Source organism: Methylomonas sp. Kb3 (assembly GCF_002834115.1).
In the GTDB taxonomy this organism is placed as follows: Bacteria; Pseudomonadota; Gammaproteobacteria; order Methylococcales; family Methylomonadaceae; genus Methylomonas; species Methylomonas defluvii.
Window position 1 is genome coordinate 288792 of sequence record NZ_PIZT01000065.1, and the last position, 21583, is coordinate 310374.

The 21583-nt window shown below is 52.5% G+C and carries 19 protein-coding genes; 6 read left to right on the top strand and 13 right to left on the bottom strand.

Annotated features, from left to right (window positions below):
* Positions 1–376 precede the first annotated feature (376 nt).
* Both CWO84_RS16760 and CWO84_RS16765 read right to left on the bottom strand, forming a co-directional pair.
* Positions 377–811: a hypothetical protein gene (locus CWO84_RS16760; RefSeq protein ID WP_033158222.1), complete on the bottom strand. Its 435-nt coding sequence runs from the start codon at positions 809–811 to the stop codon at positions 377–379.
* A gap of 174 nt (positions 812–985) precedes the next feature.
* Positions 986–2548 carry a bifunctional aminoglycoside phosphotransferase/ATP-binding protein gene (locus CWO84_RS16765; protein ID WP_101053964.1) on the bottom strand — a complete coding sequence of 521 codons (1563 nt, stop codon included), beginning with the start codon at positions 2546–2548 and terminating at the stop codon, positions 986–988.
* A gap of 315 nt (positions 2549–2863) precedes the next feature.
* Here CWO84_RS16765 and CWO84_RS16770 point away from each other — a divergent pair, with 315 nt between their 5' ends.
* The 6 genes from CWO84_RS16770 (at position 2864) to CWO84_RS16795 (ending at position 10142) form a co-directional block, all read left to right on the top strand.
* Positions 2864–3691 (top strand): undecaprenyl-diphosphate phosphatase, encoded by an 828-nt coding sequence (locus tag CWO84_RS16770; protein WP_101053967.1) that lies wholly within the window; start codon positions 2864–2866, stop codon positions 3689–3691.
* A gap of 60 nt (positions 3692–3751) precedes the next feature.
* Positions 3752–4735, top strand: coding sequence for a calcium/sodium antiporter (locus tag CWO84_RS16775; RefSeq protein WP_101053971.1), 984 nt, complete (start codon positions 3752–3754; stop codon positions 4733–4735).
* Between the two features lie 2 nt (positions 4736–4737).
* Positions 4738–7404, top strand: coding sequence for an MMPL family transporter (locus CWO84_RS16780; RefSeq protein WP_101053973.1), 2667 nt, complete (start codon positions 4738–4740; stop codon positions 7402–7404).
* 116 nt (positions 7405–7520) lie between these two features.
* Positions 7521–8366, top strand: a complete 846-nt coding sequence (gene motA / locus CWO84_RS16785) for a flagellar motor stator protein MotA (RefSeq protein WP_033158218.1) — start codon at positions 7521–7523, stop codon at positions 8364–8366.
* 11 nt (positions 8367–8377) lie between these two features.
* Entirely contained in the window at positions 8378–9349 is a 972-nt protein-coding gene (gene motB / locus CWO84_RS16790; protein ID WP_033158217.1) for a flagellar motor protein MotB, read from the top strand.
* Positions 9350–9392: 43 nt separating this feature from the next.
* Positions 9393–10142, top strand: a complete 750-nt coding sequence (locus CWO84_RS16795) for a hypothetical protein (RefSeq protein WP_033158216.1) — start codon at positions 9393–9395, stop codon at positions 10140–10142.
* A gap of 77 nt (positions 10143–10219) precedes the next feature.
* Here the strand turns inward: CWO84_RS16795 and CWO84_RS16800 are convergent, their stop codons facing one another.
* From CWO84_RS16800 to pyrF, 11 genes are all read right to left on the bottom strand, one after another.
* On the bottom strand, positions 10220–12055 hold the full coding sequence (locus tag CWO84_RS16800) for a nucleoside-diphosphate sugar epimerase/dehydratase (protein WP_033158310.1): 1836 nt from the start codon (positions 12053–12055) through the stop codon (positions 10220–10222).
* Positions 12052–13083: a glycosyltransferase family 4 protein gene (locus CWO84_RS16805; RefSeq protein ID WP_101053976.1), complete on the bottom strand. Its 1032-nt coding sequence runs from the start codon at positions 13081–13083 to the stop codon at positions 12052–12054. Before CWO84_RS16805 ends, CWO84_RS16800 begins: the two co-directional genes overlap by 4 nt.
* A gap of 6 nt (positions 13084–13089) precedes the next feature.
* Positions 13090–14043 (bottom strand): NAD-dependent epimerase/dehydratase family protein, encoded by a 954-nt coding sequence (locus CWO84_RS16810; RefSeq protein WP_101053979.1) that lies wholly within the window; start codon positions 14041–14043, stop codon positions 13090–13092.
* Positions 14044–14113: 70 nt separating this feature from the next.
* A complete protein-coding gene (locus CWO84_RS16815; RefSeq protein ID WP_101053982.1) occupies positions 14114–14572 on the bottom strand; it encodes a DUF411 domain-containing protein in 459 nt (152 codons plus the stop codon).
* 10 nt (positions 14573–14582) lie between these two features.
* On the bottom strand, positions 14583–15002 hold the full coding sequence (locus tag CWO84_RS16820) for a secondary thiamine-phosphate synthase enzyme YjbQ (RefSeq protein WP_020484318.1): 420 nt from the start codon (positions 15000–15002) through the stop codon (positions 14583–14585).
* Positions 15003–15171: 169 nt separating this feature from the next.
* Positions 15172–16236 carry a uroporphyrinogen decarboxylase gene (hemE, locus tag CWO84_RS16825; RefSeq protein ID WP_101053984.1) on the bottom strand — a complete coding sequence of 355 codons (1065 nt, stop codon included), beginning with the start codon at positions 16234–16236 and terminating at the stop codon, positions 15172–15174.
* Positions 16237–16257: 21 nt separating this feature from the next.
* Entirely contained in the window at positions 16258–17898 is a 1641-nt protein-coding gene (locus tag CWO84_RS16830) for an AAA family ATPase (RefSeq protein WP_101053987.1), read from the bottom strand.
* On the bottom strand, positions 17888–18970 hold the full coding sequence (aroB, locus tag CWO84_RS16835; protein ID WP_101053990.1) for a 3-dehydroquinate synthase: 1083 nt from the start codon (positions 18968–18970) through the stop codon (positions 17888–17890). Before aroB ends, CWO84_RS16830 begins: the two co-directional genes overlap by 11 nt.
* Positions 18942–19496, bottom strand: coding sequence for a shikimate kinase (locus tag CWO84_RS16840; RefSeq protein ID WP_101053993.1), 555 nt, complete (start codon positions 19494–19496; stop codon positions 18942–18944). The genes aroB and CWO84_RS16840 overlap by 29 nt, the downstream gene beginning before the upstream one ends.
* A 608-nt stretch (positions 19497–20104) precedes the next feature.
* Positions 20105–20452 carry an endonuclease domain-containing protein gene (locus CWO84_RS16845; protein WP_033158208.1) on the bottom strand — a complete coding sequence of 116 codons (348 nt, stop codon included), beginning with the start codon at positions 20450–20452 and terminating at the stop codon, positions 20105–20107.
* A 239-nt stretch (positions 20453–20691) separates the two neighbouring features.
* Positions 20692–21417 (bottom strand): orotidine-5'-phosphate decarboxylase, encoded by a 726-nt coding sequence (pyrF, locus tag CWO84_RS16850; RefSeq protein WP_101053996.1) that lies wholly within the window; start codon positions 21415–21417, stop codon positions 20692–20694.
* Positions 21418–21583 lie beyond the last annotated feature (166 nt).

Sequence of the window (21583 nt, forward strand, 5' to 3'; positions counted from 1 at the left end):
ACCGAAGAACTTGATTTGAAACGAACGGCGTCACGGTCAGCGGGGCTTTGCGTGTGCGGGTGCACGGTTTATCTGCTGGGGATAAGCTTATCTCAATTCTTGATAAATGTGCTTACTCAGGGCAGGTATTCTGCGTGCTACGCAGAGGCTTAGGTTTATAAGTTTGTTGATTCAGGGAGTCGGGCGTAAGTCATCTGCTTGCCGCCATGCGGCTTTGTAGCAGCGGGAAAACCTGAAAGAGGGGTTACATTGCAGACAAGCTGTTTGCCAAAGAAGTCTGCAACAGCAAAAGGTATTAAACGGTGACGTGATTCATAGCGGTTTTAGACAAACCCTCCGATAGTCGGAGGGGATGTGCTAGCAAACTGAATGCGGATTAGTCGGTCAATCCGCTTACACCTTCGACAGACCAATTTTCGAAATCGCTGGCTCCGGAGGTGTCGTCGCCTTTGCCGTATTGGATCCGGCAAGCGTAGTGACGCATCACGTTGGGGCTGTCTTTCCCGCTGATTTCCACGTCGGCATTGACAATATATTCGTAGTTGCCGAGAGTCCAGGCATTGGTCGGTTGGCTGGCAAATGACAGGCTTTGATCTTCGTCGGCTTCGTTTTTGATGTAGGTGTTGCAGTGGGCGAACGCCATAGCGGTCATGTCTGTGCTAATGGACATAGGGTTGGCCGCGTCCTTGCTTTCCACCAAAAATAAATCGGAAGCGGCGATGTCGTACATAAACGGCAGGAAAAACTTAATCTGAATGGCTAGCAGGCCTGCCAGACAGACGGCAAATATTATAATTTTCTTTTTATTCATGGCTCAAATGGTGGTTTTTATTGGTTTAATTATCTAGCGATCACCCGCGATTCTAACAAAGATCGTGGACAGTAGGAAATGCCAACCCTCGCCGCCTAATTTACCGTGAATTTAATATTGTCCAAGCGCACAGTTTTACCGCGTCCGTTTCGGCAAAAGCCGGTCTGGCTTGGTTTATTCCAATGTTCGCGCCAGCTCGTGCCAAGCTGCTTGTTGATCGATTTCGTCCAGGCCGTCGCTATTGTTGGTCAATACGAGGTTGTACGGCAGCTCTTCGGTTTGCAATGCTTCGGCGCCTGTCTTGGCTTTGTCCAATACGTTCAAGTCGGCTTCCGATGGGTCGCCGCCTTGTTCTTGTCTACGTTGTATGCGTTGCTGCAGCACCTTGTCCTTAGCCTGTATCGAAACAATGACGAAAGGAATTCCCAGGCTTTGTGCCAGTAACTGGAACGGGTGGCGTTGGGCGTGTTGCAAAAAAGCGGCATCGACAATAACCGGAAACCCGTACTTAAGCAGGGTTTGCGCTAGGTCTAGCAAACGTTGGTAGGTTTTTTGGCCGGCTTGTGGATGGTATATGCCTCCATCGATTGCCGAACTGCTTTTTTGCAGGGCGCTTAACCCAAACAGCCGTTTTCTCTCGACATCCGAACGCAAGCGGATCAACTGATGTTTTTCCAATAGTAATTGCGATACCGCGCTTTTACCGCAACCTGGCAGGCCATGGGTCAGAAGCAATGCCGGTTTGCGCGGGCTTAAACTGCTGTCGGCCAAATTTAAATAACTTAGGCATGCTTGTCTGGCCGATTCTGCGCCGGTTTGCGCGAACCTGAAGCCGGCGATCTTCGCGCGCACCGCGGCCCGGTAACTGAGATAAAAGCGCAACACGCCGAGGCCGGCGTAATCGCCGCTGATTTGCAAATAGGCGTTCAAAAACCGGTACGCCAGATCGGCGCGCCCGCGATGGAGCAAGTCCATGATCAGGAATGCCGCATCGCTGATCGTATCTATCCAGCGCAATTCCGGCGAAAACTCGATACCGTCGAATGCGACCGGCCGGCCTCTTAACAGCACGATATTGCCCAGATGCAGGTCTCCGTGGCATTCACGAATAAAGCCGGCTTGTTGCCGCTGTGAAAACAGGTTTTCGGCCGCCAAAAATGCCTGCCGACAGTTATCTTGCATTGACTTGATCAATGCGGCATCTTCGGGTTTCATCAACTCAAGCAATTGCTGAAAATTTTGCCGGGCCGGCGCTTCAATGGTGGCCGGAGAGCCGTAGTTCGAGTCCGGACTCGCCGGCGCCAAGCCCCTATGAAACCGGGCGATAGTGTCGGCCAAGCTGTCGATATGCGTTGGCGTAACTTCCGCTTGGGCCAGTAACGTATCCATCAACTTATCGGCTGCAAAGCGGCGCATTTTTACCGCATATTCAAACGCCGGCTCCACGTTGATTCGGGGTTGTTTGGGGCACCCGCCAATAGCCGCCACCTGCAAATAAATGCCGGGCGCCAGACGCCGATTCAAGCGAATTTCTTCCTGGCAGTAAAAGTAGCGCTGGCTAAGTTGGCTGAAATCCAAAAAGCCCAAATCGACCGGTTTTTTAATCTTGTAAGCATAGCGGCCGGCCAGCAACACCCAGGAAATATGGGTTTCCAGTACGGTGACCCGTTTGACCGGGTGCGGGAAACAGGCCGGATCGCAAAGAGCGCTTATCAGTGGAGGATATGCATTGACCATGATTAAACACCTTCCCATACTGAGCGCGACTAATGCTGCAACGGCAGTGCCTGTACTGCCGGCGATTCTGGCAGACCGGCGAGCGCTATGCAAAGCACGCCCAAACCTAAATTGCTGCCAGGCACGTCGGTCATAAATGCCAGGATTTGCCGTGCCTTACAGCGTAAAGTTACGTAATGGTTGAGATTTCGACTATAATCCCGCCCCGCTTATATGGCTTTTTCATAGGCTTACCAAATTCGACTGGTTTACATCAACTTCATCGACATGCTGATTTCGACCCTGGTACCTGACTGGTACGGAGCCTGATAAAAAATGGATATTACCCTCATCATTAAATCCCTGATACTCGGCGTAGTTGAAGGATTAACCGAATTTCTCCCCATTTCCAGCACCGGCCATTTAATTCTAGCCGGCGATTTGCTGAATTTTAATGACGACAAGGCCAAGCTGTTTACCATCGTCATTCAGGTAGGCGCGATCCTGGCGATTTGCTGGGAATACCGGGCCAAGATCGGCTCGGTATTGAGCGGATTGACCAGCGACAGGCAAGCACAAAAATTTGTGTTGAATCTGGCGATTGCGTTTATGCCGTTGGCGACGCTGGGCTTGTTGTTTGGCAAACATATCAAGGCCGCGCTGTTCAAGCCGATGCCGGTAGCCTTGGCGTTTATCATTGGTGCGTTTGTGATTATCTGGGCGGAAAAACGCGAGCACAAAATCCGGGTCGATAATGTTGACGATCTCAGTCCGCTGGATGCCTTGAAATTGGGTATCGCCCAAGCTTTTGCCTTGATCCCCGGCACCTCCCGTTCCGGCGCGACCATTATCGGCGGCTTGCTGTTCGGTTTGTCGCGTAAGGCGTCTACCGAGTTTTCTTTCTTTTTGGCGATTCCCACCTTGGTCGTCGCCAGTCTGTACGACTTATACAAGCACCGCGACTTACTGCACATCGAGAGCGATGCGCTGTCGTTCGCGGTGGGATTAGTCGCGGCGTTTATCAGTGCCTTGCTGGCGGTTAAAGGTTTGCTGCGTTACATCAGTCATCACGATTTCATCATTTTTGCCTGGTATCGGATTGTGTTTGGCGTGGTGGTGATTGCCAGTGCTTACAGCGGTCTGGTGCAATGGACGGTGGATTAGTATTCGGCGTCACGTAGGGCAGTATTTCGGTTTTTTGATCTTTAAAATTAAGGGTAGGTTATGGCTTTGCCACTGTTGATGATAGTCATCGGTCTGATTGTGTTGGTTTGGAGTGCCGATATTTTTGTCGAAGGAGCTGCGGCGATAGCGCGTTTTCTGGGAATGTCGCCGTTATTAATAGGTATGGTGGTGATCGGTTTTGGCACCTCCGCGCCGGAGTTGTCCGTGTCCGCCTTGTCGGCCTGGCAAGGCAATCCGGGCATAGCGCTGGGCAATGCTTACGGGTCGAATATCACCAATATTGCCTTGATTCTGGGGATGGTAGCCTTGATCAGTCCCATTACCGTCCATTCGCAAATCGTTAAAAAAGAACTGCCGGTGTTGTTCGCGGTGACCTTGTTTGTGCTCGGTCAGGTATACGACGGCGATCTGTCGCGGATGGATGCGGTGCTGGAGTTGGCGGTATTCGTTGGCGTGATGACCTGGATGGTCCGGCAAGGGATGAGTAAAACAGCCGAGACCACCGACGTGTTAGGCGAAGAAGTTGCTGAAGAATTGGAAGAGCATGCGATGTCCTGCGCTCAGGCTGTCATCTGGCTGGTTTCCGGTTTGCTGTTATTGGTGATCAGCTCCCGCTTATTGGTTTGGGGTGCGGTATCGATTGCCCAGGATTTGGGCGTCAGCGATTTGGTAATCGGCTTAACCATCGTCGCCATCGGCACCTCCTTGCCTGAGTTGGCATCGTCGATTGCCGCCGCCCGCAAAGGCGAGCACGATCTGGCCTTGGGCAATATCATCGGCTCCAATTTATTCAACACGTTGGCGGTGGTGGGTTTGGCCGGGGTGATTCAGCCGATGTCGATTCCACTGGAAATCGTTAATCGCGATTGGCCGCTGATGGCCTTGTTAACGGTGTCGCTGTTCTTTTTGGGCTACGCCAGAAAAGGCGAGCAAGGCCGCATCAATCGGGTTGAAGGCGGCATCTTGTTGGCCATTTACGCCAGTTACACCGTGTACTTGATTAACACCGTCGTGAGCGCTTAAGTATGTCCTTGGAAAAACGTTTGGGAAATATCGCTTTTCGATGGGGCAACTGGTTGCTGTATTCGCCGGGGTTAGTGTTACTGGCTTCGGTAATCTTGGCTTATCTGGCCGCGCAATACACCGGCAATCATCTGACCGTCAACACCGATACGGCGGAACTGATCGCTCCGGAAGCGCCGTTTCAGCAAAACCGCCGCAAATTCGAACAGCAGTTCGGCCAGGAAGTCCATACCTTGCTGCTGGTGATCGAGTCTTCCAGTCCGGAGTTGACCAAGGCCGCTGCCCAACGCTTGAGCCGGGAGCTTAGAGCGGATACCGAACATTTCACCAAAGTCTATCGGCCGGATGAAAATGCGTTTTTTCAGCGCAATGGCCTGCTGTATCTGGATACTGATAAGTTGCAGGATTTTTCGGTGACGCTGGCGCAAGCCCAGCCGTTTATCGGCCGCATCTCGCAAGATCCCAGCCTGAATGGCTTTTTCTCGATCTTCGAAGATGCGCTGAATGCAGAAACCAAAACCGAAGAAGTGCCCATCGATCTGATGTCTTTAATCGACAAGGTCAGCAACTCGCTGCATAAGACCCTGAACGGCGAAACCGACCTGCTCTCCTGGCAAAAACTGATTGCCGAAAACAAGATCAGCGAAGAGCAATCGGACAAAGCCTTTATCTTCGTCACGCCAAAATTCGATTACACCCAAATTTTGCCGGTAGAGCCGGCGATTAATGTCATCCGTCACGCTGCTGACAAAATTCAAGACCCCAACATGCCGGCCGTCAAAGTTTGGGTGACCGGCGAAGTCGGTTTGGAACACGATGAAATGGCCGGCATGAGCGAGGGCACATTTACCGCCAGCATTTTTTCCATCGTGTTGGTCTGCGGCATTTTATTGGTTGCTTACCGTTCTTGGCTGTTGATGCTGGCTACCTTGCTGACATTGGCTTTGGGCATGGTGTTTTGCGGATTGTTCGCCTCCGTGGCGGTGAAACAACTCAATCTGATTTCGGTGGCCTTCGCGGTCTCCAATATTGGTTTGGGCGTGGAATATGCGATCCATTTTTGCCTGCGTTATCGCGACAATCTGGACCTCTACGGCAGCGACAAGGGCAAAGCGATTCGTTCGGCCTTGTTGGCGACCAGCCCGTCTTTGATTCTGTGCGCCGGCACTACCTCCATCGGTTTGTATGCCTTTATTCCCACCGACTACCAAGGCATTTCCGAGTTGGGTTTGCTGGCCGGTACCAGCTTGTTTATTTGCTTATTCATTACGCTGACTGTGCTGCCGGTGCTGCTTAAGGTACTACCGAATCCGCCCGTGCATCAATTGCATGGCGAGCAACCCGGCGAGTCGAAGTTTACCCACGTGTTGGCTCATTATACGTTGCACTATGCCAAACCGATTTCCTTGTTGACTTTGCTTGGCGCGGTGGTTGCCGTGTACTTTGTGTTTCAGGTGCAAACCGATTTCAATCCCTTGAATCTGCGCGATCCGCATACCGAGTCGGTGATTGCCTTCAAGGACTTGATGAAAGAGCGCGAAACTTCGCCGATGACCTTGACGGTTTTGGTGAAAAACGAAGACGAAGCCAGAGCGGCGCAGAAAAAGCTGGAGAGCCTGAAGACTGTCGACAAAACCATCAGCTTGTTCGACTTTGTGCCTGACGATCAAGAAAGCAAATTGGGTATCATCGACGATATGGTGCTGACGCTGGGTCCGCAGAGCCAGTTTTTCCCGCAATTGAAAACCGGCACTGATCCCTTGCCGGCCATCAAGCGGATGATCGCCGCGATTGATGCCAACCTGCCGAAAAAAACCAATCCGGCGGACATCAAATCCCTGCAAACCTTTAAACAGCAGTTGCAAGACGTGATGGTGGAGTTGGAAGCCAGATTCCAGCCTGATCGCGGCGTGTTTATCGAGAAGATTCAAACCTCGTTGCTCGGCACTTTGCCCACTGTCATGAACCAGCTTCTGATCGGTTTCCATGCCGAGGAAATTGTACCGACCAGTATCCCGGCGGAAATCAAGGAACGCTGGTTGAGTAAAGACGGTTTATACCGTATCCAGATTTTTCCCAAGGAAGATTTGAACGATCTCGGTAACTTGCAGGCTTTCATCACCGACGTACAGGCCGTAGCGCCCAACGCCACCGATTTGCCGGTCATGTATTGGGAATCCATGAAAGCGGTGATCGGTGCCTTCCAGGAAGCCATCATCATTGCCCTGGTGGCGATTGCCTTGCTGCTGATGTTTATTCGCCGCAGCATCGTCGACACGCTGTTGGTGATGACACCCTTAGTGTTGGCCGGCTTGTTCACAATGGCAACTACCGTGTTTACCGGCACGCCGATCAATTTTGCCAATATTATCGCCTTGCCTTTATTAATGGGGCTGGGTGTCGATAACGGCATCCATATGGTTGAAAAATTGCATCATTCGTTGTCCGAGGATCAGAATATTTATCAATCCAGTACCGCGCGCGGCATGTTCTACGGCGCGTTGACTACCATTTCCAGCTTTGTTGGTTTGGCATTTTCCCCGCATCAGGGCATCTCCAGCATGGGCTTGGTCATCACTATCGGCATTTTCTGGATCATGACGTGTACTTTTGTGGTGCTGCCGGCTATCAGCAAGCTGGTTTTAAAAAAAACTGAGCATTTAGCCTGAGAGTTTGAAAACCATAGCCTAGACTTATCCGGCAACTTACATGGCGGCCGGTAAAGGTAGCGAACCCAGGGTAAGTTTGATTTTTATAATTAACTTTTAGTTTTTTAGAGGCAACCATGTTTGTAATCATTGGTTATGTGATTATTTTAGGCTGTGTATTGGGCGGCTTTTTGATGGCCGGCGGCCATCTGGGCGTGCTTTGGCAGCCGGTTGAGGTGCTGATCATCGTCGGTGCCGCCTTCGGTTCCTTCCTGGCCAGTAACTCGCTGGCCACCAGTAAAGCGGCGATGGCCGGCGGAACCGCCACGCTGAAAGGTAGTACCTACACCAAGGAGTACTACATGGAGCTGCTGATGAGCTTTAACGCGCTGAGTCAGAAGGCCCGCAAGGAAGGTTTGTTGTCCCTGGAAAAAGTGGTGGACGATCCGGAGGGTAGCTCGATATTCGGTGAAAAAATCGTCCACGATCACCATCTGATGGAGTTTATTTGCGACAAGCTCAGGCTGATCCTGACCGGTGTCGATGTCAACCAACTGGAAGACATCATGGACGCGGAAATCGAAGTACACCACGCCGAAGGCAACGAGCCGATCAAAGCCGTGCAAAAAGTCGGTGACGGCATGCCGGCTTTCGGTATCGTCGCGGCGGTAATGGGGGTGGTACATACGATGGAATCGGTGGGGATTCCGCCGGCGGAACTGGGCAAACTGATCGCCGCGGCGCTGGTCGGTACCTTCCTGGGTATTTTGGTGTCTTACGGCTTTATCGGCCCGGTAGCGTCGGTCATGGAAGCGCGGCTGGAAGAAGAAAGCAACGCCTATAAATGCACGCAAAAAGGCCTGCTGAATTGCGCGAAAGGTACTTCGCCGGCGATGACGGTGGAGTTCATGCGTACCGCGATTCCTCATCATGCCAGGCCGACCTTTACCGAGCTGGAAGAACAATTGAAAGCCGGCAAATAAGGTAAACGACAATGGCCGAACAACCCATAATCATCAAGAAAATCAAGAAGGGTGGGCACGGTGGGCACCACGGCGGGGCCTGGAAAATTGCCTATGCCGACTTCGTGACGGCGATGATGGCTTTCTTTCTGTTGATGTGGTTACTCGGTTCCACCGACGAGAAAACTAAAAAAGGCATTTCCGAATATTTCCAAAACCCGTTTGGCGTCGCGATTGTCAGTAACCCCGGTGAGGGCTCCGGCGACCGGACCAGCATCATCCAGGCCGGCGGCCAGGACTTGAAATCGCAAGACGAGGGGCAAGTGCATCAAGGGGAAAATACCCCGGCCGAGCCAACGCCTGAGGATATTGAAAAACTGGCGGAAGAGCAGGAAAAACTCAAGCTGGAAAAATTGCAGGAAAAAATCGAGGACATGCTGAAAGCCAATGACAAGTTGGCGGAATATAAAGATCAGATCAAGCTGGAAACCACCCCGGAAGGTTTGAAAATCCAGATTATCGATGCGCAAAATCGGCCGATGTTCAAACTGGCCAGTTCCGGTATCGAAACCTATGCGCAAGCCATCCTGCGCGAGTTGGCACCGGTGATCAACGAATTACCCAACAAGGTCACCATCAACGGCCATACCGACGCATTGCCGTTTCCCAGCAATCGCACCGGTTATTCCAACTGGGAGCTATCCAGCGATCGGGCCAATGTGGCGCGCCGTGAGTTAACCCAAGGCGGACTCAGTGAAGACAAGGTGCTGCGCGTGGTCGGCTTGGCATCCAGTATTCCTTACAAGGGCGACGTGCCTAACGATCCGATGAATCGGCGGATTTCCATCGTCGTGATGAATAAAAAGACCGAAAATCAGGTGCTGCACGATGGCGCCGAAGATAAACCGGGCAGCAGCGATACTTCTGTGCCCGGTTTGCCGGCCATGTCGCCAACGATACAGCAAAATACCAAAATTACAGGGGCGGAAGGCGCTGCGCATTAATTTGGCCCGGTCAGTACAAGGCTGAACGTACGGTAAGGATCTGATGCAGTTATTCAAGGCTCTGCTGAGTCAGCTAATGGCCTGTGTCGCTGTGATGGGCTTACGCGCACTGATCCCCCTGCCCATTAGCGTTTTGCAAGCTGTCGCTATTCAGGCCGGCTTGGCCGCACTGTTTTCGCGCGGTTTTCGCCAGCCTGTCTGGTGGCTGCCGATTCATTTGCTATTTATACCGACCGTGTTAATGGGGCTGAGCTGGCAAGTGCCTGCTTGGCTGTATCTGCTGATGTTGCTGCTGCTAACCCTATTATTTTGGGGTACAGTGAAAGGCGATGTACCGTTGTTCTTGTCCTCTTCCGCAGTCAGCGAGGCGCTGATCGAAATAGTAAGCCGCGAACGGGCGCAAGCGTTTATCGATATTGGCGCCGGTCTGGCTACCGTTGTCGTGCCGCTTGCAAAAGCCCGGCCGGACATGGCTGTGGTGGCCTTGGAGCGGGCGCCGCTACCCTGGCTGCTGGCAAGATGGCGTTGCCGCAATCTGGCTAATGTCCGGGTCGGCAGATCCAGTTTTTGGGAGCAGGATTTACGCGAGTTTGATGTGGTGTTCGCCTTCCTGTCGCCGCTGGTGATGGCGAAAATAGGCGAAAAAGTCCGGCGGGAAATGCGGGACGGCCGCTTATTTATCTCGTCCTCTTTTCCGATACCGGATAGCCACCCCGAATCGGTGCTCGAACTGAACGATAGCCGCAAAACTAAGCTGTATTGCTATCGGATAGGTGGATCTCTGAAAAGTTAAGAACCCTTTGGCTTTCTTCAGCAGGAGGGGCTTAGCTCAATGACATTGCCTGGAGAGAGTGAGTCTTAGCGCTATTATTAAGCCGCCGGCGTATTCGTAAATTCGGGGACCAACTGCTTCAAACCGGCCAACAGCTGTTGGTTATCGTAGCTCCTGCACTCCTTCTGCAAATCCTCAATCTGTTTAGCCCATTCCACCGAGTCGTAGAGTCGGGCTTTGGCCAGGCGCAATTTCGCATGGCTGGTTGCCATTAATTGTTCCTGATCGTGGAATAATTCTTCGTAGAGTTTTTCGCCGGGCCGCAAGCCGACAATCTTAATGGCAATATCTTTATTCGGGACTTTGCCGCTCAGGCGGATCATCTGCTCCGCCAGGTAAGTAATTTTGACCGGTTCGCCCATATCCAATACAAACACTTCGCCGCCCTGGCCTATGGTTTCCGCTTGCATGATGAGCTGGCAGGCTTCCGGAATCGTCATGAAGTAGCGGGTAATATCCGGATGCGTCACCGTGATAGGGCCGCCGGCCTTGATTTGCTCTCTAAACAGCGGCACCACGCTACCGGCCGAATCGAGCACGTTGCCGAAGCGTACCGTGGTAAAGCGAGTGCTGCCGGTCTGATTCAGGTTTTGGCAGAGGATTTCCGCCGCCCGCTTGGTGGCGCCCATCACGTTGGTCGGATTGACGGCTTTATCGGTGGAAATTAATACAAAGCGCGCCACACCGGCGGCAATCGCCGCTTCCGCCAGGATTTTGGTGCCGATCAGGTTGTTATGCACCGCTTCGCGGATCTGATTTTCCAGCAAAGGCACATGTTTATAAGCGGCGGCGTGAAACACGATTTCCGGTTTTTGCCCGGCAATTAATTGCTGCACCGCAACGGGATCGGCGACATCGCCCAACACCGCTTGGTGCGATAACTCCGGAAACAGCCGATTCAAGTCGGCGTTGACTTTGTACAAATTAAACTCGCACTGATCGAATACGATCAGCTTGCGCGGCTGGGCTCTCGCCAGTTGCTTGCAAAGCTCGGAACCTATCGAGCCGCCGCCGCCCGTCACCAAAATGACTTTGTCGTGCAGATGGTTTTTTATGCCGGGCCAATCCAGCTTCACCGGCGTGCGGCCCAGAATATCTTCGATGGAAACGCTACGTAGATTGGCGGTGGTGACCGCGCCGCTCAGCAATTCTTTGACCGAGGGTAGGGTCTGAAAATCCACCGAGCAGTTTTCGCAGATTTCCACGATCCGGCGCATTTGCTGATCGCTGGCCGACGGCACTGCAATCAGCACCGTTTCGATATTCCAGCGTTCGATTAACTCCGGAATTTGCTCGACCGTGCCGGCGACGCGGATGCCGCGAATTTCGCGTTTGTATTTGCCATGGTTGTCGTCGACGAACACTATCGGCACATAATCGCTATCGACATTGGCCAATAAATCTCTCACCAGCATTTCGCCGGCGGAACCGGCACCGACGATCAAGGCGCGCTTACCCACGCGCTCCGCGAACGTCTGTTCCTTCCAAAAGCGATATACCAGACGCGGAATGCTGAGCAAGGAAAACAGGATCAGCACGTAAAGGGGGACGACCGAACGCGGCACGCCGTGTAGGCGGTCGTATAAAAACAAGGCGGAGGCAATAAAAAAAATCCCGGTCAACACCGCTTTGCCGATGCGGATCAGGTCGGGCAGCGAGGAAAACCGCCAAACGCCGCGGTACAAACCATACACCCAGAATAAACTGACTTGGATGGCTATGACCCAAGGCAGGAACAATAAGGCCGAATAAAAAAATTCGTCCGGGATGTTTTGCAGATTAAAGCGTAGCCAGTAAGCGCCAAACCAGGCCAGCGGGATCATGGCCAGGTCGTGTAAGAAAATGGTGGTGCGGGAGCGGAATCTTAAAGTCACGAATTAACCCACTCGGATTGGCCGGCCTTAAACCGGTAAGCCAGATAGATTAAGGGCAGATAAGCCACGATAACGCCGACCAAAGCATGGCTGGGATGCTTGAATATCCATAGGGAGACAGGCAGCAGCCAACCGCAATTAATTGCCCAGCTTGCCAATAACACCGGTAAATGCCCGAAACGCTTGGCTGCATGCTGATAGGTATGCGAGCAATGCGCCGCGTACCATTTTTGTCTGCTGAACATTCTAACCGCCAGGGTATAGCTGGCATCCACGATAAACGCACCGAATAAAATCAGCCCGCAATACAGCAGCACGGCGGCCTGTTGTGCGGCCAGTAGAATCAACAAACCCAGTAGTAGCCCGATAAAGCCACTGCCGACATCGCCCATGAAGATTTTCGCTTTTGGCCAATTCCACAGCAAAAAGCCGCTGCAAGCCGCCGCCAAACTCAAGGCAACACCGCATAAGCTTTGGTCGATAAAAAACAGATAGCCCGCCAATGCCGAGGATACAAACAGCGCTTCCGACGCGGCAATGCCGTCGGTACCGTCCATGAAATTGAACAGGTTTAAGGCCCAAACCAAAAACAGTGCGCCCAAGGGGTAGCCCAACCAGCCTGGATTGACGCTTAAGCGCCCGAAGAGAGCGTCGAATGGCGCGGGGACCAATACCACGGGAAGGCCGCCCAACAATTCCAGGGCGATGATCGCCGCCAGCAAATGCGTCAAGAAACGCCAGCGCGCGGCCACTTCGCCGTGATCGTCACAAAAGCCGATAGCGGCTACCAATAGCGTGGAGCCCAGCAAGGCCAGGGAAGTGCCAGTCAGTTGCCGGTCAAAAAACAACCAGAGCATCGCCACGCTGAAGGCCAGCACGATAGCCAAGCCGCCGCCGCGCGGGGTTGGCACGCTGTGTGAGCTGCGTTGGTTGGGAATGTCCAGCACCTTGTAAGTTAAGGCGTAACGGCGAATCAGGCCGGTCAATACGGCGGCGAGCAGCAAGGTAACAGTAGAAAGCAGTAGCACGCTAGATTAACTTAGATGGCGAATAATATCGGGCAGGGCTTTCCAGAGAGTTTGGCGAGGTTGAAAACCCAATTCGCGGGCGATTTTAGCAGACGAATACCACGCCGAACCGGTTAATTTTTCCAGACTATCGCTATCGATAGGAAAGCGTCGCCCCGTTAGTCGGCCATAGCCATCACCCAATTTGGCTAAGCTGGTTAGCAACGGCATCGGTATAGACCAGGCAACAGGCGGCTTGCCGAGAGCGGCTCTGATCGCGTCGTAAATCTGCCGGGTGGAATAGTTTTGTTGATCGGTGACGATATAAATTTGTCCGGCTGCTTCGGGTTTCTCGGCCGCCAACAATGCCGATGCAATGACGTCCTTTACATGCACCATGGAGCGGTGGTTTTCCGATTTCGGTAGCGGCGGGAATATGCCCCGGCGGATGGCGCGGATCATGCGCGGCAGATTGCCTTTGCCGGTGTCGCCGTAGACCATACTGAGTCGTAACACCACGGGGTGCGATACATAACCACCGTGCAACACCAATTGCTCGGCATCGTATTTGGATAAGCCATAGGGATCTCTGGCCGGGTCGTTAATCGTTTCATCCATGGGTTGTTGACTGCTCTGGCCGACCGCTTTGACGCTGCTGAAGAACACAAAGCTTTTTACCCCGGCCTGTTGCGCCGCTTTCAGCAGTTTACGGGTTCCTTCGGTGTTGACTTGCCGGTATTCGGCCGCATCTTGCCGACTTTCCGCCAAGGCGTGGGCTTTGCCGGCCAGATGAAATATCACGTCTATGCCGGCGCACAACTCAGGGGGGCAAGCTCCCGGTTCAGCCAAATCCAAGGCTATGTTGTCCGGGTCATGCCCGGCGCGACTGCAAGTTCTTACCACATAACCTTGATTTTTTAAGGCTTGGCATAGGTGCTGGCCAATAAAACCGCTGGCGCCGGTGACGAGGGCCTTAGTCATGCTTTATGTTGCCAAAAAGACATAATAATTGGCAGCGAATTAAGCGGCGGCTGAGAGTACGTAAGTTGAGTTATTGCTTGCTGCCATGTTCTGCAAATACTTCATACTTACCTTCCTTATCAAAGGATATCACCTTGTAAGCGTCTTGCTGCCCGCCCATTTCCATGCCGGGGCTGCCCATAGGCATGCCCGGCGCGGCGATACCGGCGATGTTGGATTTGCTTTGTAAGAGCTTCTGAATGTCGGCAGCAGGCACATGGCCTTCGATAACGTGGCCGTCCACGATGGCGGTATGGCAGGACGCCAGCTTTTCAGGCACGCCGAAACGGGCTTTGATGGTTTCCATGTCGTCGCTAACCACGTCGTTGATTTTAAAACCGTTTTGTTTGGCATGTTCCAGCCATTTGCCGCAACAACCGCAAGTGGGGCTGCGATAGACTGTCATTTCCAGCGGCTTTCCGGCTTCTTCAGCAGACAGGCTTTGGCTGCAAGCCGCCAGTAATAAAACAATTAGTTTTGCTGCTCTCATAAATACCTCTTTATTCGCCGTGTAGCGTTACGATGATAGTGCGATTGCCGGCATGATTGCGATGCTCACATAAATAAATGCCTTGCCAAATCCCCAAGGCCAATTGGCCGTCGCTGATCGGAATGCTCAGCGAGCTGCCTAAAATAACGGTTTTAATATGAGCGGGCATATCGTCCGGCCCTTCGAGCGTGTGGCGGTAGTATGGTTCATTTTCAGCAACCGCTCTGGAGAAATAACTTTCCAGGTCCCGGCGTACATCTGCATCCGCGTTTTCGTTGATTGCCAGTGATGCCGAAGTATGTTGCAAAAACACATGGGCCAAGCCTATTTCAATTTTATCCAGTTCGGCCAGCTGGCCGACTATTTCCCGGGTGATCAAATGAAAGCCGCGCGGTTTGGCGGCAAGCTGGATGCGTTTTTGAATCCACATATGAAAGACTAAAAATTGGTAACTATTCAGTGTGAAGGACCGTTCCTTCTCCCCCTCACCCTCACCCTCACCCCAACCCTCTCCCGCGAGGAGAGGGTGCTTTTTACAAGACCCGCTGGTAAGAGGTGCTTAACTTAGCGGCATTCCCCTCAAGTATAAACGCCCTTATTTAGCGATGATATTGTGGACTCAATTCCCGCACCGCATCGACCATGGCTTTGACGTGTTCCGGATTAATATCCGGCAAAATGCCGTGCCCCAGATTGAATACATGTCCTGAGCCGTTACCGAAACCTGCCAGCACTTTCCCTACCTTCTCGCGAATGACTTCCGGTTGTGCGTACAAAGTAATCGGATCCATGTTGCCCTGCAACACTACCCGGTCGCCGACGCGGGCGCGCGCCTGGCCGATGTCGGTTTGCCAGTCCAGGCCCAGCGCGTCGTAGCCGGTGTCGGCCATCGCTTCCAGCCATAGACCGCCGCCCTTGGTAAATAATATGGTCGGAATTTGCCGGCCGTCGCGACGCGTGTTCAATAGCTCGCGCACTTGCCGCGCATAGCGCAACGAAAACTCCAGGTAATCGTCATGGCTGAGCATGCCGCCCCAGGTATCGAACACCATCACGGCGTCGGCGCCGGCGGCAATTTGCGCATTCAAATAGGCGGCTACCGACTGCGCCAGCTTATCCAGCATTTGATGCATCAGTTGCGGCTGTTCGAACATTAGGCTTTTGACTTTTTGAAAGCTTTTGCTGCTTTTGCCTTCCACCATGTAAGTCGCCAGCGTCCAGGGACTGCCGGAAAAGCCAATCAAGGGTACCTTGCCGTGCAGATTGGTTTTGATCAAGCGCACGGCGTCGATCACATAACGCAATTCGGTTTCCGGATCGGGAATCGGTAATTTGGCAATGTCGGCTGCGGTTCTGACCGGATTGGCGAATTGCGGGCCTTCGCCTTCGGCAAACGACAGGCCCAAGCCCATCGCGTCGGGGATAGTCAAAATATCGGAAAACAAGATGGCCGCGTCGAAGTTAAAACGTTCCAGCGGTTGCAGCGTCACTTCGCAGGCCAATTCCGGGTTGGTACAAAGCTGCATGAAGCTGCCGGCCTTGGTGCGTACTTCCCGATACTCGGGTAAATAACGTCCGGCTTGGCGCATCATCCAGACGGGGGTGCGGTCGACGGGCTGTCTTAACAGGGCTTTTAAGAATAAATCGTTTTGTAAGTTGGTCATTCGTTTCGATTGGGATGAGAATCAGCGGCGGCTTTCTTTTTGTACGGCCCGGAAGCGTTTTTCCATGGCCTGCTTAAACTCGCCGGGCATAACGGCTTTAAGCTGTATCGCTTCGGCGGCAGATTGAAAAGAGCCGTAAATTACCACGTATTTTTCCTGTTCGCCCTGTTTGATGGGGTAGAACTTCAGGCCGTCGCGGTAATCGGCGTATTTTTTTTGAAAACGTAGTGCCGCATCTTTAGTGGACAGCACCATGACTTGCAGCGTGAAGTTGTTGGCTGGTTGCGCCATGATCCAGTCCTGATCGCTGCCTTCGAAGGCGGGTTTGGCGGGTTTGTGTTCGACGGGTTTAGCCGGGGTTGGCACAGCAACCGGCGCTATCTCCTCGGTCGGCGCAGAGTTGGCTGGCGACGGTTTTTCAGCTTGCTGCTCGGGCTTGGCTTGCTCAGGGTTTGGTGCTTTCGCGGGCGCCGTCTGCTTGTCGGCAGCAATGCTCTGAGTGCTTGGCTGCGTGCTTAGGGTCTCGGGCGACGGTTTGTTCGGTAATTTCGGGCTGGGTGTTGTTGAACTATTTATCGATTCAGCGTCGGCAGAGCGGAGCGGAGCTTGGCCGGTCGCTTCGGCTTCGATCAGTGCATGGCTTGACTCCACGGTATTGTTTGCCGGGCTGAGGGCGGCAGACACGATTGTCGGTGACGGTTCCGGCGCTTTGGGCTCGGGTGGTGGAGCGATCTGCGGCGGTGCCAGGACGGTTTCGACTGTCGGAGTGGGTGTCGGCTGCGGAGCGCTTGTGTTTTCGGTGGCAGCTTTGTCGGCCTTTTCGGTTGTAACCGCAATAGGCAGGTTGCCGGCGATTTGCCCTGTGACAAGATCCGGCGGTAATAAAGATTTCAGCGCATAGCCGGCTCCGGTTAGCACACCGGCGATTGCGAGCCATAAGCCCAGTTTGCTGCGTTTATGGCTTTGGGAATGAGCGAATTTAGGCAATTGCGCGAGTATTTTGCCGGGGATGCCGTTGCTGGCGCGATATAAATCCTCGATCAGGCTGTCGCTGATGGCGTTAAACGACACCACTGCGCCCGGTGGCGCCGACAGATTTTGTAAATATTCGCCACATTGTTTTTTGCTGAGCGGCGGCAGTTCGATGAAATGGCACTCCTCCACCAATTTGTCGGTACCGCTTTTGATGTGGAATTGATCGTGATTCATCGCCAACACCAGCCGCAAGCCCAGTAGCGAGTCGGCAAATTCGATCAGCATCGTCATCAGGCCAGGTACCAAATTACCGGCATCATCAATCAGCAACACTACCTTTTGTCGGGCACATTTGTCACGCAAAGCGCTCAGATCGAAAGCGGAGGCTTTGGCGATATTCAGGCCGCGCAACAAATCGTTGATTAGGCTTTCGAAGCTGGAGTCTGGTGAAGCCGGCAGCAACACGACTTCCCACATATCCTTGCGATTTTGCCGGACAGTTTCCAATAAGGTGGTTTTACCGATGCCTTCCGGGCCGCAGACGATCAGGGATTGCTGCAAATTGGCCAGTAAGTGCAGCAGCAAATCCAGTTTTTGCGAACGCTCCAACGTGATTAAAGCCCGTTCGGCGTTGTTGGTCACCGAGCGTTTTTGGTAACTGTAGGTCAAGTCGTCGTTATCCAGCATAGCCGTTCAAGGTTGCCTGTAATTGCGTCAGATCGACGTTGACGGGGAGAGAGGCTTTGCCGACCGCTTCCAACAGAATCACGCGGATTTTGCCGTCGACATTTTTTTTATCGACCGCCATCAAATCCACGTATTGTTCGGTCGTCATTTCCGTAGGCGGTGTCACGGGTAGCTTGGCGGCCTGGAAAACGTCGATAATCCGCTTAACGTCGGCATCGTTCAGCCAGCCCAGACGCCGCGATAAATCGGCGGCAAAGCAGGTGCCGATAGCTACCGCCTCGCCGTGCAGATAGTGGCCGTAGCCGCTGCCGGTTTCGATGGCGTGGCCGAAGGTGTGGCCCAGATTTAATGTGGCGCGCACGCCGGATTCAAACTCGTCTTCACCAACCACTTGGGCTTTATTGATGCAGGAACGCTCAATGGCATAAGCCAAGGCGTCTTTGTCGCGAGCCAGCAATTTCGGCATATTGGCTTCCAGCCATTGCAAAAAATCCGGGTCGCGAATTAGGCCATATTTGATCACTTCCGCCAAGCCGGCGGACAGCTGTCTGTCGTCCAAGGTGTCCAGTACATCGGCGTCGGCAATCACGCATTGCGGCTGGTAAAACGCCCCTATCATGTTTTTGCCCAACGGATGGTTAACGCCGGTTTTGCCGCCCACCGAGGAGTCGACCTGGGCCAGCAAGGTGGTGGGAATCTGAACAAACGCAATGCCTCGTTGATAACAGGCTGCCGCAAAGCCGCCCATATCGCCGATTACGCCGCCGCCCAAGGCAATTAAAGTGGCGTTGCGGCTAAATTTTTTGGCGAGCAATTGATCGAAGACTTTTTCCAAATATTGGAGCGTTTTGTATTGCTCGCCGTCAGGCAGAATCACCGTTTCGACTTGATAGTCGCCCAATGCTATCTGTAATTTGGCCAGATACAGTGGCGCGATAGTCTCGTTGGAAACGATCAGCACCTGTTTGGCGCGAATATGTCTGGTCAACAATTCCGGCTGAGCCAGCAGGCCGGCGCCGATGTAAATCGGGTAACTTCTGTCGTTATTTAGTGCAACTTGCAATTCTTTCATGATCTTCTAGGGCAGCCTGATATTGCTGCAAAATGGTTTTAACCACGGTTTTAGTGGGCAGTACGCCGGAGTCGATTTTAAAATCGGCACATTCCGTATACAGCGGGTCGCGCTGCGCCAACAAGGTTTGCAGGCGTTGTCTGGGATTTTCGGTACGCAATAGCGGACGTTGCGTATCGTGTTTGGTGCGGTGCAGGATTTTATCTATCGAACAGTGCAAATAGACAACGAAGCCGTTTTCCTTGATTGCCGCCCGATTCTCTGGCATTAAAACCGCGCCGCCGCCGGTGGCCATCACTATCCCTTGCAACGCCGATAAATGCCGAATCACGGTTTGCTCGCGCATCCGAAAGCCGTCTTCACCTTCGTAAGAAAAGATAGTGGGAATATCGACTCCCGTGCATTCCTCAATGACTCTATCGCTGTCGTAGAACGGCCATTGCAAGGCTTTAGCAAGCTGTTTGCCTATCGTGGTTTTACCCACGCCCATCAGGCCGATCAAATAGATGTTTGCCGCTGGTTTCATTGCATTGGCTGGTTGCGCGCATTAAAAACCGGAGCATTATGCCCACTTTTTGCAGGGAGTTAAATTTTAGATGCCGAACACCCGCTTTTGGGCGGCTCAACAAATACCCACTTCCTCCGTGGGAGGGCCTGTATTTAATTGATTTTATTCTCCTCACCCCAACCCTCTCCAGCAGGAGAGGGGCATTCCCTTTACTTACGGGGTAAGGTTAGGATGCAGCGTCATTAAGTTTAGGGAAACATTCCCTTCCCCAGCAGGAGAAGGTTAGCGGGAATAAATACGGCAAAAGATTTATTTGATACCCTCATCCCAATCTTCTCCCGGAGGGAGGAGGGGTTGGTCGTTTTTAACTTAATGGTATTGGGTTTGGGTGAAGGGCGGCAGTTAATTGATTTTTTCTTCTCACCGCAACCCTCGGCAATTACTCCCAGCGTTGCCCTATATCCTGCATCCATGCAGTCGTCCAGCAGGAGAGGGGGTGAATTGACGTTATTACTTCTCCAGGCCAAAGCGAATAGGTTGGAGCATCCCCTCTCCCTCCGGGAGAGGACTAGGGTGAGGGGATCAACTATTTTAATTCCCTGATCCCAGTCTTCTTTAAGAGGGGGCTAGGTTTTTACAGGTTCTCTTAACTCAATTACAGCCAGACGAATTACTTCCATTACGGCAAGCCTGTTTTGTAAAACCTCATGATTCCAAAATCGCAGCACCCGATACCCCAGCCGCTGTAAATAATGGCTTCTGTTTTGATCGTATTCTTGTTGCTCGGCATGCTGCCCGCCATCAACTTCAATTACCAACTTGGGTTCCAAGCAAACAAAATCAACGATAAATGGGCCGATAACCTGTTGTCTACGAAATTTACAGCCCAACAATTGCCGATTACTCAGCTGTTGCCAAATCACTCGTTCTGCGTCGGTTTGATTTTTGCGTAATGAACGGGCCAAATCTTTCATTGCAAAAGCCTTTTTTGGATTCCCTCACCCCTGCCCTCTCCCGGGGGGAGAGGGAGTTATATTTCCGAGCTAGATGAGGCGATCCTAATTTAGTCTAGCTAACAAAAATACCGGTATTCCCCCTCTCCCCTTGGGAGAGGGCTGGGGTGAGGGGAGTTAAAAGCCCCGGCAAATTTAATTTTTTGCCCTTCAAGCAAAAATACCGAGAATAAAATTCCAGAAAGCTTTGGCGCAAATACTCAAGCAAACTGCGCTGCAATCTGTGCCTGAATTTTTTCCGCCATGGCTTTACGGTCAGTCGCGTCACGGATAGGCCTGCCCACTACTATGTAATCCGCGCCGTTTTGAATCGCTTGCTCGACACTGACAGCGCGTTTTTGATCATCGTCTTCGCGGTTATCCACCGGCCGGATACCGGGAGTGATTACCAGCAGCTTTTCGCCCAATTGTTGCCTAATCATTGCTACTTCCAGGCCTGATGAGACGATACCGTCGCAACCAATTTGCAACGCCCGCTTAGCGCGGGACAACACCAGCTCGCGCACATCGCATTGAAAGCCCAAGTCGTCCAAATCGCCGCGATCCAGACTGGTTAATGCGGTGACGGCCAACACTTTTAAGTCGCCTTTCGCCGCTGCCGCTGCTTCCATGATGGAATCGTTGCCGTGGATAGTGGCCAGATCCACGCCTTTGTTACTTAGCGCTTTAATTGCCCTGCCCACCGTGGCTGGAATGTCGAAGAATTTAAGATCGACAAACACTTTTTTGTCACGGGCCTTCAGCCATTCGATAAATCCGAAATAATCACCCGACATGAATAGCTCCATGCCCACTTTGTAAAAAATCACCGCTTCACCCAGTTCTTCGACCAAAGCTTGCGCTTCTGCAATGCTGGAAACATCCAGCGCCATGATCAGACGGTCGCGGACTGGAATGGCTTTATTTGATATGAAAGATTCTGTCATAAGGATTATGAAATAGTCTGTTTACTGGGTTAAGGGTAGCGTTTTTATTGGTGAGCTTGGCAAGACCTGCTAAAGTGGTTTACAAGCAACGTTGATTTTTCAGTTGGTGTTTAAGTAACAATTGTTGCGCCTGCGATGTCACTAAGAAGCGGCATGCATTAAAAAC